Source organism: Thalassospira lohafexi (assembly GCF_002844275.1).
Taxonomy (GTDB): Bacteria; Pseudomonadota; Alphaproteobacteria; order Rhodospirillales; family Thalassospiraceae; genus Thalassospira; species Thalassospira lohafexi.
On sequence record NZ_NXGX01000001.1, the window covers coordinates 53048 to 69343 of the forward strand.

At 53.8% G+C, this 16296-nt stretch carries 12 protein-coding genes; 8 read left to right on the forward strand and 4 right to left on the reverse strand.

Annotation, left to right across the window (positions count from 1 at the left end; translation table 11 throughout):
• Positions 1 to 19: 19 nt before the first annotated feature.
• Positions 20 to 1933 carry an ABC transporter substrate-binding protein gene (locus COO92_RS00220; RefSeq protein ID WP_240626264.1) on the reverse strand — a complete coding sequence of 638 codons (1914 nt, stop codon included), beginning with the start codon at positions 1931 to 1933 and terminating at the stop codon, positions 20 to 22.
• 521 nt (positions 1934 to 2454) lie between these two features.
• On the opposite strand from COO92_RS00220, the gene COO92_RS00225 reads away from it, so the two are divergent.
• From COO92_RS00225 to COO92_RS00240, 4 genes are all read left to right on the forward strand, one after another.
• Complete coding sequence (locus tag COO92_RS00225) at positions 2455 to 2712, forward strand: hypothetical protein (protein WP_240626265.1); 258 nt, start codon at positions 2455 to 2457, stop codon at positions 2710 to 2712.
• 170 nt (positions 2713 to 2882) lie between these two features.
• Positions 2883 to 4097: a hypothetical protein gene (locus COO92_RS00230; protein ID WP_101298884.1), complete on the forward strand. Its 1215-nt coding sequence runs from the start codon at positions 2883 to 2885 to the stop codon at positions 4095 to 4097.
• 118 nt (positions 4098 to 4215) lie between these two features.
• Entirely contained in the window at positions 4216 to 4575 is a 360-nt protein-coding gene (locus tag COO92_RS00235; protein WP_101298887.1) for a TraR/DksA family transcriptional regulator, read from the forward strand.
• 62 nt (positions 4576 to 4637) lie between these two features.
• Positions 4638 to 5372, forward strand: coding sequence for a hypothetical protein (locus tag COO92_RS00240; RefSeq protein ID WP_206186333.1), 735 nt, complete (start codon positions 4638 to 4640; stop codon positions 5370 to 5372).
• A 2-nt stretch (positions 5373 to 5374) separates the two neighbouring features.
• On the opposite strand, the gene COO92_RS00245 is transcribed toward COO92_RS00240, so the two are convergent.
• Both COO92_RS00245 and COO92_RS00250 read right to left on the reverse strand, forming a co-directional pair.
• Positions 5375 to 6040, reverse strand: coding sequence for a response regulator transcription factor (locus COO92_RS00245; protein ID WP_101298889.1), 666 nt, complete (start codon positions 6038 to 6040; stop codon positions 5375 to 5377).
• Positions 6041 to 6105: 65 nt separating this feature from the next.
• Positions 6106 to 7509, reverse strand: coding sequence for a cache domain-containing protein (locus COO92_RS00250; RefSeq protein ID WP_101298891.1), 1404 nt, complete (start codon positions 7507 to 7509; stop codon positions 6106 to 6108).
• Positions 7510 to 7941: 432 nt separating this feature from the next.
• Here COO92_RS00250 and pyc point away from each other — a divergent pair, with 432 nt between their 5' ends.
• From pyc to glcF, 4 genes are all read left to right on the forward strand, one after another.
• Positions 7942 to 11409 (forward strand): pyruvate carboxylase, encoded by a 3468-nt coding sequence (gene pyc, locus COO92_RS00260; protein WP_101298895.1) that lies wholly within the window; start codon positions 7942 to 7944, stop codon positions 11407 to 11409.
• A gap of 16 nt (positions 11410 to 11425) precedes the next feature.
• Positions 11426 to 12910: an FAD-linked oxidase C-terminal domain-containing protein gene (locus COO92_RS00265; RefSeq protein ID WP_101298896.1), complete on the forward strand. Its 1485-nt coding sequence runs from the start codon at positions 11426 to 11428 to the stop codon at positions 12908 to 12910.
• 93 nt (positions 12911 to 13003) lie between these two features.
• Positions 13004 to 14251 carry an FAD-binding protein gene (locus COO92_RS00270; RefSeq protein WP_101298898.1) on the forward strand — a complete coding sequence of 416 codons (1248 nt, stop codon included), beginning with the start codon at positions 13004 to 13006 and terminating at the stop codon, positions 14249 to 14251.
• Entirely contained in the window at positions 14251 to 15570 is a 1320-nt protein-coding gene (gene glcF, locus COO92_RS00275) for a glycolate oxidase subunit GlcF (RefSeq protein ID WP_101298900.1), read from the forward strand. The genes COO92_RS00270 and glcF overlap by 1 nt, the downstream gene beginning before the upstream one ends.
• 127 nt (positions 15571 to 15697) lie before the next feature.
• Here the strand turns inward: glcF and COO92_RS00280 are convergent, their stop codons facing one another.
• Positions 15698 to 15997, reverse strand: a complete 300-nt coding sequence (locus tag COO92_RS00280) for a hypothetical protein (RefSeq protein WP_022730932.1) — start codon at positions 15995 to 15997, stop codon at positions 15698 to 15700.
• Between the last annotated feature and the right edge of the window lie 299 nt (positions 15998 to 16296).

Below are 16296 nucleotides of genomic sequence, written 5' to 3' on the forward strand. Positions count from 1 at the left end.
AGTGACACATCTTATCTTCCTAATCTATGTAGTACTGACTAGGATTTGTAGGTGCCGGCGTTGCATAGCTCCAGGCAGCAGGCATGATCTTTGGAACGTTATGAAAGTTCTTGGCAACCACGCCTTTGCGATTAAGCGGAAGCGCAATTCCCATAACGTAAAACTGATCGACGCTGATGTCGAGAATATCGCGCATGAGTTGCGCTTGTTTTTCTGCATTTGCCGTGGCCTTTAGCTGATCATAAAGCGCAAGTTGCTTCTGAACGGCTTCTGGCGGGGTGATTGCACTGGGGCTTTCGGGATTGGCATACCAATTGGACCAGCCGGTTGCGAACCACGAAGATTCCGCAGATACCGGAAGGTAGTTGATCGGGATCACCATGGCATCAAGGCCGCCATCACCACCCCATGCACTGGCGTGATGATTGTTGTTTTGACGGTTTGCGACAAAAACATCTCGGGCAAGATTGCGTGCCGTGACATCAATGCCAATATCGCGCCAGTATTGGACAACGGCATTGAGCATATCAAAGCGGTCGGACCCTTCTGTATCAATCATAAACGACAGACGCTTGCCATCGGGGCGCAGAAGGAAACCTTCGTCGTCTCTATGTGTCAGGTTTGCCTTTGCCAGATAGTCTGTCGCCAGCTCGGGATCATGATTGATGAATTGCCGGGCAAGAACCGTATGATACAGCGGGCTTTCGGGACGTGGTGCCGCTTGATGCGGCAGGGCTCCGGGGGTGAAGCGTCCAATGATGGCTTCGCGGTCGATGGCGTGGGACAGGGCTATGCGGAAGTTCTTGTTCTGGAAAATCTTGCGCAGAACAGTGTCCTTGTCATTAAGGTTCAAGGACAAGGTCAGCGCATTCATGTCGCTTTCAATTAATGTAAACGGCTGCAGGTTATCATTGGCCGCCAGAACTTCGTCGGCACGTGTGCTGACGTGACGTTCCTGCATATTGACCTGTCCGGCAATGGCCGCATCACCTGCCGCACTTTTTGACGACACCAACGTGAATGATACCTGATCAATATAGGGCAGTTGACGTCCGGTAGGATCGATTTTCCAGTAATACGGGTTACGTTTGGCGATCAGTGGATCATCTTCGCCGTAGATGCCGGTCAGAACCCACGCATTCAGCGTTGGAACGTCCGGATTTTGCCAGCGGCTCGGGTCGTCAATCGTTCCGGGAACGCCAAAAACGGCGATAAACCGTTCTTTCCAACCTGCAAATCCTTGCGCGCGTGCTTCTTCATCCGCGTTGGCATTATATTTCGGCAACAGCGGTTTTAGAAAGTGGGCGGGATAACTCACCGGCTCAACCCCTTCGGGGCGGGCAAGGGCGGTTGGGAAAAGGCCATAAGGGGTACTAAACCGGAATGCGACAGTCGTTTCATCGATTTTATCGACTGTTACTGGATTGCCATCGGAATTAAGCCATTCGGGCACGTTTTCGGCAAAGGCCGGGTTGTTCAGGATGTCTTCGTACCAGAAAATAATGTCATCAACGCCAAACGGCGCGCCGTCAGACCACCGCATGCCCGGACGCAGACGAAAGAAAAACTCCGTCGCATCGCTGCTGGGCTGAAAGGACAACGCGACATTGGGCACTGTTGTCGTCCATTGCGGTGTCCAGCGCAGAAGCGGTTCATAGCCAATGTTGCGGATCAGAAGTGCATGGTCGCGCTGGTCGCGCTGGGCCATCTTCCATGTGCCGCCATAAACGCCCGCTTTGTCGTTCGGGGTCACGATCATCGGTGTCGTCGGAAGACGCTGATCAACCGGCGGCAGCGTGCCGTCCTTGACTTGGGTTTCAAGCATCGGGGCTTCGCCAAAATCAGCAGCATCTGACTTTGGCAGGTCAATCAGCATGACCGCCAAAACGCCAAACAAGATGCCAAACAAGATGTATGTGTAGTGTCTGACCAATTCCCGATACCCCTATCGTCGTACTTTAATGTCCGAACGTATCTATTGCGCTATCCAAAGGTGGTGGATACTGCGTGGGAGCTAAAAGGTAAATAGAGCAGTCTGTGAATTAAACCCTAAAATGACTCTGGTATGATTCTTTAGCGCAAAAATCATTCGGAAAATCTGCAGTTTAACTGCGCTGCACATAGTTTTCTTCGGCTGTGGCTTCACATTACAGGCTGTTAAAGCCACAGAAACTGGTGGTGACGGATCACTTTAGAAATATGCGTTAAAGCCGTAGCAGCTTACTTGCAACTTTGCGCTGCGCTCATGCGGCACTGCGCCATAAATAGGTTATTAAACTAAAGTTTAATAACGGCTAAATTAGGAACTTTGCGGGTAAATGGCAGTTAACATGCATTGGGCCCGTCAAGCAGGCAACGAGTCGCATAGTGTGCTATTGTGCAAACGCAGTGGAGAATATCAGGTTCATGGCACCGTCGAAAGAGCAGGAAAATAGCACTTCAACAGGTTCATTTATGAATGGACCAAAACCTGCTGCGCCAATCCCGAAATATGAACCCGGTACAGACCCGATCTTAAAGGACCGGTTGCGCAATACGTCATCAGTGACCCCGGTACAGTCGGTGCCATCGACCGTCGAAGACGATGGTTTTACCGTGGCCGGTGTTGAAGGACGCATTGATCGTAGGAAAGCCAATGTTGCTGGAAAACTGGTGGATACAGACCCTGATCAGGCGCTTCGTGTAATCCGAAACTGGCTGATGCAAGAATAGCAGGAATAAAAACCCGTCGGTGTTGGACCTCAACATCGACACCGCGTGATTGTTGTCGATACTTCTTGGGATTTATCAACGGCTTTGACATTCTGATCCCTTGCCAACCGTGATGCCCTGTCCGTTTATGTGATGGATGTGCATCGTGCGACGGTGCCAAGGGGGAATGAATGACCAACTTCGAACAACTTATTTCAGATCAGTTTTGCGCGTTTGATGCCAACTATCTGTCGCAACAGGCAACATTTGAAGCACAGCTCGCACCGCTTCAGGACAAGCTGATTGCGATCCAGAAAACCGGAAACAGCATGGCCGCATCCGATCAGCAAATGATCGAATGCAAATGGTTGCTGTCCTATACCGCCGACTGGAAAACGCTAGCGGTCAAACTGGCGGCATTTGAAAAATCCCTTGATAACCGTGATCAGGATTGGGCCAGTCAGCAGGTCGCAATCGATGGTTCCTGGGGGCCTTGCTATGATCAATGGTTCCTCAAGGTTGATGCGATGATTGATGCGGTCAATACGTTGGCCGATCAGGGGAAAGCACCGCAATATCCGCTCCTGTTCCTCGCCCCGATTGCGACACCGCAAAAGATGGTCGCGTGGCTGGAAAGCCAGAAAACGTCACACATCTTTGCCGATGGGTTGGATCGTCGCGATGCCTTGGGGGCTGTCACCGCGACCTTGTCGCAGATGTGTTTCAAAAGTGAAATTCACGATTATTTCCAAACCTATGTGAAGGGTTTTGACCTTAGTGATGACTATATCGCGGCCTACAAGAAATGGCTCGATGACTGGCAGGATGGGCAAAGTGGCTATTGGGGCGGATGGTTTGCAACTGCGTCGGATGGTGTGTTGAAAAGCCCCGACCTCAGCCTGACGTTCCATAATATTTCCTATCAGCACGGCAAGGTCGATTTATGGGTGGAGATTTTTGCAACCACGCTTGCGATCCGCGATCAGGCTTATCCTTTTGGCTGGAAGCACAACGATGATTTCAACAATCACAACAATTACGATGTGACAAAGATCTTTGACCTTGGTTGGTCTCAGGTCGATGACGCATCGCAAAAGGCGGCATCAGATGACATCAGTATGGTTCTTGACTGGTGTTTGACCAAATCCATGACGCCAGATGGCGGTTTCATTGATGATCCGACCTTCTATAATTCCGTCGGGGCGGCCTATTATTACGGTGTCTCATTCCTTGATCAGGCGGGATATTTCGCAACAACCAGACCGTTCTGGACGGACAAACCGTTTGCCGATGGACCCGCGCTTTGTTGCAAAATTCAGAAGAAAATCAAATCCGAAGGCCTGGATGATGCCGAAGCCAAGGCCGCATTGGAAAAGCTTGTCGATGCCTGCGGAAATTGCACCTGAATATGTGTGCCCCCCCCCCCCCGGTCGCGACTTTAAATCTGCACAAAGGGGTTGGCGAAAGACCGATGCCCCACCCCATATAAGAAAAGAAGAACAACAACACATTACGAGGTTCGCGATGACAGATCGTAAAGATATTGATCTTGCTGAACTGCGCACACGGCTTGAAACCCGGCGCGCAGAGCTGTTGGCACATTCCAGCCATTCAGAAGATTACCGTAAGCCCGTCGAGCTTGATCAACAGGCGGTCGGGCGTCTGTCACGCATGGACGCACTACAAAACCAGCAAATGCATCTTGAACAGGAACGCCGACGTGCTGCCGAACTGGCCCGGATTGAAAAAACGCTGACCCGGATGGATCAGGATCAATACGGCCATTGTCATAACTGCGGTGACGATATTGAACTCAAACGTCTGGAATTTGACCCGACCACGCCATTGTGTGTTGAGTGTGCGGATCGGGTCAGCCATGTCTGATTGGACGATATGATTGGCACAATGGGGCCTTCCCCTAAAATAAGTGAAACGGGAGAAGCCATTTGTCGGCTTTTGGGCAACATAACCGACTGAACGTGCTTGCCGTAATGGTCGTGGCAAGTGTGATGTTTGCAATTATGGCACTTCCCAAACTCACGGTCGCCCAAACCAGTGGCTGCGGGCCGGTGCAGACGCCGTCAACGACTCTTGAGTTTATTCAGATGGACCCGATGCTGGACCGGCATCGTTCGGTGCGCTGGCTTAACAGTCGGGCAGGCGGCAGTCCGCGGTATCTTGTGACCGGACTCACCGAATATGAAATGCGCGCGTCGTTTAACATGCGTCTTGAGCCCCGCGAAGCTGGCTTTGGGCGGTACTGCCTGACGCCTGTAACGGTTAATCCGCGGGTCGAGGTCGTCAAACATCTTGTCTATGTCGCATCCGAACTTGAACGCGGAAGCTGTGAATATAATGTCGTTTACGCCCACGAAGGCGAACACGTTAAAATCAATCAGGGGATGGAAGCCGATATTCAGGCCTCTCTTGACGACATGGTGGGCGATATCACCCGTACGGTTGCCGCAATGCCGCCGATGTCTGGGGAAAATGTCGCACGGTCGATCAAAAGGTTGCTGTCGGAATATGGGCGTGAATTCAAACGGCGTCTTAACGATATTGACCGCAGCCGCCGCGAAGATCACAAACGCATCGATACCCCCGAACAATATGACAAACTGTCACGGGCATGCGGACCGAACTCGGCATTCGATACGGTTCTGCCCCGCGCAGCACGCTAGGCTCAACCTTCCAACGTTACCAGACCTTTTTCAATCGCATAGCGGACCAGCCCGGCAGAACTGTCGATATCAAGTTTGCGTTTGATGTTCCGGCGGTGGGTTTCAACCGTACGCACGCTGATATCAAGTTCGCGCGCGACATGCTTGTTGCTCGCACCCTTCGCCAGAAGCCGCAAAACTGTGCGTTCGCGGGTTGTTAACGGCACACCATCGCTGTTGCTGCCTTCGCCCGACGTGATCCGTTCAAAGGTCGAACTATAGGCTTCCCCGCCATTGGCGATGGTTTCAATCGCACGCACCATATCGTTTGACGACACGTCTTTAAGGATAAAGCCCCGTGCTCCGGCTTCCTGTGCGGTGCGCAGATATTCCGGATTTTCGTGCATCGATAGAATGACGACCTTGGTGTCAGGCATGGTTTCACGGAACTTTTCGGCGGCTTCCAGACCGTTCATCACCGGCATCGAAATGTCCATCAAAACGATGTCGGGTTGCAGTTCACGCGCCAGTGCTAGCGCCTCGACACCGTTGCTTGCTTCGCCGACGATGTTGATATGCTCAAAGCATTCCAGTCGCGACCGGATGCCATCCATCACAAGCGCGTGGTCATCGCACAAAAGAACGCGCATGGGGCGCTGGGCTGAATAGGTAAGGTTGGCATTGTTCATCGGTCGAAACTTACTTCCTGTCGCAGGTGTTTTCTCTGAGGTGATTGGCAGATTGAGTTCAGACCCTAACTGCTGATTGTCTTGTCGGGTAGTTCATTATGCGCACTTGCCGGAATAAATGCAGTTATCCTTGTGCCATCATCGGGTTCTGAGCGCACGCTGAGCCCGCCGCCATGAAATTCCATGCGTTCGCGCATGTTGCGCAAACCAATGCCAGCGCGCGGGTCGCGGTTGCGGATATAGCGGTTGGTCTCAAACCCGACCCCGTTATCGCCAATCCGCATCACAACGCTTTGGCCTTCGCGTTTGATCGAAATTGTCACAACCGTTGCATCGGCGTGGCGGACAATGTTGGTCAGCGTTTCCTGCAAAACACGGTACAGCGTGGTTTTCTTGGCGATGTCGAGTTGATTATCGATGGTGTCGCATTTGACTTCAATCCGCATGCCAGACCGGTCTTGAAGTTCGGCACACATGCTCTCAATCGCGGGTTTCAGGCCAAGGTCATCCAAAACAGCCGGGCGCAAGTCACGTGATATACGCCGCACTTCGTGAATGGCATCCTGAAGGCGTTTGGCCGCCTTTTCCATCGGTTCGACCGCCGGGCTTGATTGGGACCCAATGCGCGCAATTGCGGTTTCGACCGAATATTTCACTGACACCAGAATTTGACTGATGCCGTCATGCAACTCACGCGAAACGCGCAGGCGTTCCTGTTCCTGAACATCAACAACCCGATGGGTCAGTTCCTTGAGCTTGGAATCGGCCAGTTTGCGTTCCGAAAGGGTGACAACCGTGCCCGATATGCCGACCAGCAACACCGCAAGGATGGTAACCCCGATGATGGAAATGGTGGTTTCGCGAATGTGGGTGGAAACCTCGGATTCAATTTCGGCGACCTGCTCGGAAATATCGTCGATATAAATCCCCGTGCCGATCATCCAGCCCCATTTTTCAAGCATCAGCGAGTAGGATATTTTTTCCGTCGGTTCGCCAGTCGATGGTTTTTCCCAAACGTGGCGCATGAAGTCGCCACCCTTTTCGGCATTGAAAATCAATCCCTGAATGACCGAATTTCCGTTGATATCGCGCAAATTCCAGTACGTCCGACCCAGCCGCCAGGGTTGCGGCGGATCGACAAGGGCGGTGCCGTCGCGGTCATAGATAAAGAAATAGCCGTCCTCGCCATAAGACAGATCTTCAATGATCGCCTTGACCCGTTCCTTGGACACCGCATCAAGCGGGCTTGCCACCGAATAGATATGGTCAATCGATGCCATCGCCAGTTCCAGATAGCTCTTAAGCTCATCCTTGCGGGCTTTGAGGATGTTGCGTTCAAACGTCCTGATTTCGGCCTCGGCCAGTCGTTCGGCCTGGGCAAACACCAGCCATGAAATCGCACTGGCGGCCAGGACAAGCGGCAGAATGGACAGCAAAAGAAACTTTAGTCGAAGATTAAGCTTCGGCATGGGCGTGACCGTTTTGGCAGCGGGGAAGGTTTCGAAGGCCGGACAATAGCATATTTGTCACAAAAGTCCCTGCAAGATCACGGGTTCTCAACTGCGGGGATATGCGCGGACTACAGCGGATTTTCCACATGGTGAAAACCCGCTGGCCTGCATTTGTCAAAATTGGTATTACCAATTTCACGGATCAGGCTTTGACAGGGGGTGGGCAATGCGCATATATCATAAACGTCGCCTGCCCACCGGGCGCCAAAAACTTTGGATGCACTGCACGCGTTTTATCGGTGCACGCATCCTGATCCGCCACATTAGGTATGGCGTTGCAGGCATCCCGCACCGCAACGCATTCCGGGACCATATCGTGGCGTTCACTTGGTTTTGGCAGGCGCGCACAGGCCGTTCCTGCCATAAAAATCTGGTAGGAGCCCGGTGTATATGAACCGTTCAGCACCAAAACGTATCCGTAAACTTCTCGTCGCCAATCGCGGCGAAATCGCCATTCGTGTTTTGCGCGCTGCAAACGAACTTGGCATTCGTACGGTTGCGATTTTTTCCGACGAAGACCGTTTTGCCCTTCACCGTTTCAAGGCGGATGAAAGCTATACCGTGGGCAAGGGCAATAAGCCCATTCGCGCCTATCTCGATATCGAGGATATCCTGCGCGTTGCGCGCGATGCCGATGTCGATGCCATCCATCCGGGCTATGGTTTCCTGTCGGAAAACCCCGAATTCGCTGATGCCTGTGCTGAGGCTGGCATTCAGTTTATCGGCCCTGATTCTGATGTGATGCGCCTTCTGGGCAACAAGGTCTCGGCGCGTAATCTCGCCGAAACCGCCGATGTACCGGTAATGCCTGCATCGGCTGCCTTGCCCGAAGAGATGGCCGAAGTCACCAAGATTGCCGAAAAACTCGGCTACCCGCTGATGCTCAAGGCAAGCTGGGGTGGCGGTGGACGCGGTATGCGCGTCATTGAAAATGGCAAGGACCTGTCCAATCAGGTGCTCGGTGCCCGGCGCGAGGCCGAGGCCGCCTTTGGCAATGGCGAAGTGTATTTTGAAAAACTGATCCGCCGCGCCCGCCATGTTGAGGTGCAGCTTCTGGGCGATAACCACGGCACACTTGTTCATCTGTATGAACGTGATTGCTCGGTTCAGCGCCGCAATCAAAAAGTCGTCGAACGCGCGCCGGCACCCTATCTTGATGACGCGCAGCGCAAGGAAATCTGTGATGCTGCCATCCGCTTGGGCAAGGCCGCCAACTATGTGAATGCCGGCACGGTCGAATTCCTGATGGATGTCGACACATCCAAATTCTATTTTATCGAGGTCAATCCCCGTATTCAGGTCGAACACACCGTGACCGAATGTGTCACCGGCTTTGATCTGGTAAAGGCGCAAATCCTGATTGCGCAAGGCGGGCGGATCGGTTTCCCATCGGAAACCGGCATTCCGTGGCAGGACAAGATCAAGCTGCGCGATCATGCGCTTCAGTGCCGCATCACCACCGAAAACCCGGAAAACAACTTTGTCCCCGATTACGGGATCATCAAGGTGTATCGCGGTGCGAACGGGTTTGGCATTCGCCTTGATGGCGGCACGGCCTATTCCGGTGCGGTGATTACACCGTTCTATGACAGCATGCTTGAAAAGGTCACCGCATGGGGCAGCACCCCGCGTGAGGCCGTCGATCGCATGGACCGGGCATTGCGTGAATTCCGTATTCGCGGTGTTGCCACCAACCTGGCGTTCCTTGAAAACCTGATCAATCACCCGAAATTCCGGGCTGGTGAATATACCACGCGCTTCATTGATGAAACGCCCGACCTGTTTAAATTCGTGCGCCGTCGCGACCGTGCAACGCGTCTGTTACGCTTCATCGGTGAAGTCGCGGTCAATGGTAATCCAGAGGTCGAAGGCCGCGTTGTCCCGACCAATCTGCATGATCCGGTGATGCCAAAATCAATTGATCTCGATGAAATTCGTCCCGGCACGAAGCAAAAACTTGATCAATTGGGGCCAGAAGGTTTCTCGCGCTGGATGAAGGATCAGAACCGGGTTCTGATCACTGATACCACCATGCGCGATGCCCATCAGTCGCTGCTGGCCACCCGCATGCGGACCTATGACATGCTGGCAATTGCACCCTATTATGCGCATGGCCTGCCCGAACTGTTTTCGCTGGAATGCTGGGGCGGGGCGACATTTGATGTCGCCATGCGGTTCCTCAACGAAGACCCATGGGACCGTCTGGTCAAGCTGCGCGAACGGGTTCCCAATATCCTCACACAAATGCTTTTGCGCGCCTCAAACGCGGTCGGCTATACGAACTATCCCGATAATGCGGTGGATTACTTCGTTAAGCAGGCCGCAGACCACGGCATGGATGTCTTCCGGGTGTTTGACAGCCTGAACTGGGTCGAAAACATGAAGGTCGCCATGGAATCGGTGCTTAAAACCGATAAACTCTGCGAAGCGACCATTTGTTACACGGGTGACATCTACGACAAAAGCCGCCCGAAATATAACCTTGATTACTACGTCAATATGGCGCGCGAGCTGGAAAAATCCGGTGCCCATATTCTGGGGCTTAAGGACATGGCCGGTGTGCTGCGTCCGGCGGCGGCGACCGAACTGGTCAAGGCGCTCAAAGACACGGTCAATATCCCGATCCATTTCCATACCCATGACACCAGCGGTATTTCAGCCGCCACGGTAATTGCCGCGATTGATGCCGGTGTGGATGCGGTTGATGCCGCCATGGATTCGATGTCGGGTCTGACATCCCAGCCAAACCTTGGCTCCATCGCCAACAACTACATTGGTCAGCCCCGCGATCCGGGCCTCAATACCGAGGCCCTTAAGGAAGTTTCGACCTATTGGGAACAAATCCGTCGCTACTACGCCGGATTTGAAAGCGATATCAGAAGCGGCACATCGGACGTTTACATCCATGAAATGCCGGGTGGCCAATATACCAACCTGCGCCAACAGGCACGTGCCCTGGGCCTTGATGATCGCTGGCCCGAAGTTTCCAAGGCCTATGCGGCAGTCAACAAGATGTTTGGCGATGTTGTTAAGGTCACGCCAAGTTCCAAGGTCGTCGGCGATATGGCGCTGATGATGGTGACATCGGGCTTAAGCGAGGAAGACGTTCTTGATCCGAAAAAGGACATTACCTTCCCCGACAGCGTGATTTCTTTCTTCCGCGGTGAAATCGGTCAGCCGGTCGGCGGCTTCCCGCCCGCCTTGCAGCGTAAGGTTCTCAAAGGCGGCGAAGCCCTTTCGGATCGTCCGGGCAAGTCTTTGCCCCCGATTGATTTCGAAGCGACCCGCAAGGAGATCGAAAAGAAAACCCATCGCAACATCAGTGACGCCGAGGTTGCATCCTATGTGATGTATCCCAAGGTGTTTCTTGATTACGCCGAACACCGTAGCCACAACGCTGATGTGTCGGTGCTGCCAACCCCGGTCTTCTTCTATGGGATGAACCAGAACGATGAAATCTCGGTTGATCTGGAAAAGGGCAAGACGCTTGTCATTCGCTATCTGACAACGTCCGAGGGCGGTGACGACGAAGGTCAGCGCACGGTGTTCTTCGAACTCAACGGTCAACCCCGAACGGTCAAGGTCGCCGACAAGACCCTTGCCGCCACGGGTAAGGTCCGGCCCAAGGCCGAAGACGGCAACAAACTTCATATCGCAGCCCCGATGCCGGGACTTGTGGTCGAGGTGCATGTCGCCGAAGGCCAGAAGGTCAAGGCCGGTGACGTGATGTGCTCGCTTGAGGCCATGAAAATGGAAACCGCGGTTCATGCGGAAAAGGACGGCACGGTGGCAACCATCCACGCGCCTGCCGGTACACAGGTCGACAGCAAGGACTTGCTGATCGAATTGACGGAGTAAACCACCGATGCTTAGGATGCCTGAGCCTGATCAACACACACTTGCTCGTCGCAAGGATATCATTGCCGCCATGAGGGATATTATTCCCTCGCCCGGTGGGGTGATTGTCGATGAAGATCAGCTCAGGCCCTATGAATGCGATGGTTTGATGGCCTATCGGCAATTGCCGATGATTGTGGTCCTGCCCGAAAACACCGGGCAGGTCGCAGCCATCCTGAAATATTGTCATACAAATAAAATTCGCGTTGTGCCGCGCGGTGCGGGCACCGGCCTTTCGGGCGGGGCTTTGCCAATGGCCGATGCGATTACGATCAGTATGATGAAATTCAACCGTGTGCTGGATATCGATTGGGACAACCGGGCGGCTGTGGTGCAGCCCGGTGTCACCAACCTTGGCATTACGCGCGCGGTCGAACACAAGGGGTTCTATTACGCACCTGACCCGTCCAGCCAGATCGCCTGTTCGATTGGAGGCAACATCGCCGAAAATTCCGGCGGGGTGCATTCGCTTAAATACGGGCTTACGACCAATAACGTGCTGGGCGTTGAAATGGTCACGATCGAAGGTGAAATCCTGCGTGTCGGCGGTAAGGGGCTTGACCAGACTGGCTACGACCTTTTGGGCATTATTACTGGTTCCGAAGGGTTGCTTGGCATCGTGACCGAGGTGACGGTCCGTATTTTGCGCAAACCCGAAACGGCGCGTGCCTTGCTTCTGGGCTTTAATTCGTCTGAAGAAGGCGGAAAATGCGTTGCCGCGATTATTGCGGCTGGGATCATTCCCGGTGGACTTGAAATGATGGATGCCCCGGCGATCAAGGCGACCGAGGATTTTGTCCATGCCGGATATCCCCTTGATGTCGAAGCCCTGCTTCTGGTCGAACTTGATGGCCCGCAGGTCGAGGTTGATTATCTGATTGAACGGGTTGGCAAAATTGCCAAGGATTTCAATGCGGTTTATTCGCGCATCTCCGAAAGCGAAGAAGAACGCCTTCTGTTCTGGTCGGGGCGCAAAAATGCCTTCCCGGCGATTGGCCGGATTTCGCCTGATTATATGTGTATGGATGGCACCATCCCGCGTGTCCGTCTGGCCGAGGTTTTGGCCGGCATGCAGGTTCTCTCGCAGCGTCACGGGCTTGGCGTGGCAAACGTGTTTCATGCGGGTGACGGCAATTTGCACCCCCTGATCATGTTTGATGCCAACAAACCGGGCGATCTTGAACGCGCAGAGGCCTTTGGCGGTGACATCCTGAAACTCTGTGTCGAGGTCGGCGGCGTTTTATCCGGTGAACATGGCATCGGCGTCGAAAAGCGCGACCTGATGGGCGAAATGTTCACAGCCGACGACATGAAACATCAGGAACGCATCAAAATGGCGTTCGATGAGGACCAGTTGCTCAACCCCGGCAAGGTCTTCCCGACCTTGCATGGCTGCGGGGAGCTTAAAACCCTTCATGCCAAGGCGGTTGCCGACAAATTCCCGACGATCCCGCGCTTTTAGACGCGACAAAACAAGACCAACGACAAAACAAAGGCTGGCCAACCGGTTCCCGCAAATCCGATTGGCACAGCTCAGGAGAGGAAGAGAGATATTATGGTGGATGTACTTTCCCCCACCACGCCTGATCAACTGCGTGACGCGGTTGGCTGGGCGCTTGGGTCCAGGACCCCGCTTGAAATCATCGGATCAGGCAGCAAACGCGCCTTTGGCCATGCTGTTTTGGCCGACACGGTTCTCGATTGCTCCAAACTGTCGGGCATTCTGTTCTATGAGCCGGAAGAATTGGTGATTTCTGCGCATGTCGGCACGCCATTGGCCGAAATAAAGGCTGCCTTGGCCGAGAAAAATCAGCAATTCCATTTTGAGCCCGGAAATTTTCCGGCCCTGTTGGGCGGTGATGTTGTGCCCGACGCCGGAACGATTGGCGGCCTTGTGGCAACCAATATCGCCGGACCACGCCGGATCAAGGTCGGGGCGGCGCGCGATCATCTGTTGGGGTTCGAAGCCGTTTCGGGCCGGGCCGAGGATTTTAAATCCGGGGGCCGGGTGATGAAAAATGTCACCGGGTTTGATTTGTCAAAACTGATGTCGGGATCGTTTGGCACATTGGGCGTCATGCATACGGTGAACTTGAAAGTCATGCCGTGTGATGAACAATCGGCCAGCATCCTTGTTGCCTGTGATGATCCCAAAATTGCAGGCAAGGTCATGACGGCCGCACTGGGCAGCGAAAACGAAGTATCGGCCGCTGCATGGATTTCATCAGATGATGTGAAATCACTCGATGTGCCGCTGGCGCAGGAAATGGGAAGTGGTCTGGTGGTCGTGCGTATAGAAGGGCCCGCACCGTCGGTCTCGTGGCGGTCAGAGGCGCTGTGTAAACTGCTGGCGCAATACGGCGAAACTCGCCCGTTGGCCGAAAGTTACAGCCAGCATCTTTGGCACTGTGTGGCAGATGTGAAGCCCTTTGTCCCCGTTGGCGACGTCACCCTGTTATGGCGGGTTTCAGTACCACCTGCATCGGGCGGTGCGGTCGCCGAACGTTTGATGGCTGTGACCGGTGGCCGGGTCATGATGGATTGGGCCGGTGGCCTGATCTGGCTACAGATCACCGGATCAGATGTGATGGCACATCAGGTGCGCGATATTGCCGGGGCGTCCGACGGGCAGGCGGTTCTTGTGCGTGCCCCGGCCAAAATGCGCGAAAGCATTGCCGTCTTTCATCCGGAAAATGCGGCCTTGGCCCGGATCAATGCAAAGCTCAGACAGAACTTTGACCCGGAAGGTATCCTTAATCCGGGGCGACTTTCCCCGCCGAGTGCAAACGGGGAGGGTGCATAATGCAAACCAATTTCACCGCCGCCCAGCTTGAAAACCCGATGATCGCCGAAAGTGAGCAGATCCTGCGCAAATGCGTGCACTGCGGCTTCTGTACAGCGACCTGTCCGACCTTTGTGACCCTTGGCGATGAACTCGATAGCCCGCGGGGGCGGATTTATCTGATCAAGGACATGCTTGAAAACGATCAACCGGCGACCGAACGGGTGGTAAAGCACCTTGATCGCTGTTTGTCGTGCCTGTCGTGCACGACAACCTGTCCATCGGGTGTCGATTACATGCATCTGATTGATAATGCCCGTGCCCACATCGAAGAAACCTATGACCGGGCCTTGGGTGATAAGCTTCTGCGTAAAATGTTGGCGATTGTCGTGCCCAGCCCGACCCTGTTTCGCCTGTCCATGATCGGCGCAAAATTTGCCGCCCCGTTTGCCAAACTGATGCCCGGCCGTCTTAAGGGCATGGTCAAGATGGGCGCGCGTTCCCTGCCGACACCAAGCTGGGTCGATAAACCGCAAATCATCCCGGCAATTGGCAAACGCAAAGGCCGGGTGGCAATCCTGACCGGCTGTGCACAACAGGTTCTGGAAACCGAAATCAACGAGGCGACGGTGCGTCTCCTTACCCGCCTCGGGATTGAGGTCGTGGTTGCCAAGGGTGCGGGCTGTTGCGGCTCACTTGTCCATCACATGGGCAAGGAAGAAAAATCCCATCATCAGGCCAAGGGCAATATTGATGCCTGGACTGCCGAGCTGGCCGGTGACGGACTTGATGCGGTGGTGATTACCGCATCTGGCTGTGGCACGACGGTCAAGGATTATGGCCATATGCTTGCGAATGACCCGGCATATGCCCAAAAGGCCAAAACAATCTCATCCCTTGCGCGTGATATCACCGAATATCTTGCCGAGCTTGATGTTGATGCAGATGTGTTTGCCAAGGCCGATCATGGCAATCCGCGGGTTGCCTATCATTCCGCCTGTTCGATGCAACATGGTCAGAAAATTACCCGCCCGCCGCGCGACCTTTTGAAAATGGCCGGATTTGACGTGGCCGAGATTGCCGAAGGGCATCTGTGCTGTGGCTCGGCCGGGGTCTATAACCTGCTGCAGCCCGAAATTGCCGGTCAGTTGCAGGAACGTAAACGGGCAAATATCCGCAACACCACCCCGGACCTTGTCGCAACCGGCAATATTGGCTGCATGATACAGATCGAAACAGACGATCTGAAAGTCGTCCATACCGTCCAGTTGCTTGACTGGGCGGCAGGTGGCCCAAGACCGTCGAAGTTAAAAGCACCTTCGCTTCAAGGTGCCAACTAGCGTCGGTCTTTCCTGATGCACACATAAAGAAAGTCGGCTCACCCTTAACAGGGAGCCGACTTTCTTTTTAGGGGGGGGGGCTGTCACCACAGGCCATTGGCATGACCGGCTTAAAAGCGCGGTTGTGTCAGGATTCTTTGCCCAGCAAACTTTGCGCGATGCCTTCGGCCGCCGACCCTTCGGAGCTGTCTTCGGCGAAAGCCGCGGTCTTGTCACGAATCCACTGCAACACCTCCGCCTCCTCGATATCGATTTTCTGCACGACCAGGCTGAGGATTGCCTCCATCGCCAGAACATGGGATGCGACATTGTTCACGGCCATATGCAATTCATCGATATGATGAGAAGCAGCTTGTGACATGTCGCCCAGTTCGCCCGACACCTTCTGGATCAGTTCCTGAATTTCATCGATTGAAGAATTGCTCATGTCTTTCTCCTGTGGTGTCGCGCTGGCATACGCCATGCGGCAAGAATGTTTTCCTGCCCCAAGACTTGCGTGGAATGCGCAATATGTAAAGTCATAGCTCGGAATTAACGTCCGCGTTGCCGCGACAGGGGGTGGAAAACCATCGAGCTGCGATTGCTCTGTTACAGTTTTTGTAACGAAAATCCGTGTTTGGCTCTTTTGGGGCGTGAAAACGTGGAATCAATGCGGCGAAAATCCAAATCGAAAACAATTTAAGTATTTGATTTAATTATATAAAATTCAGTATTTTTGCATCTAAA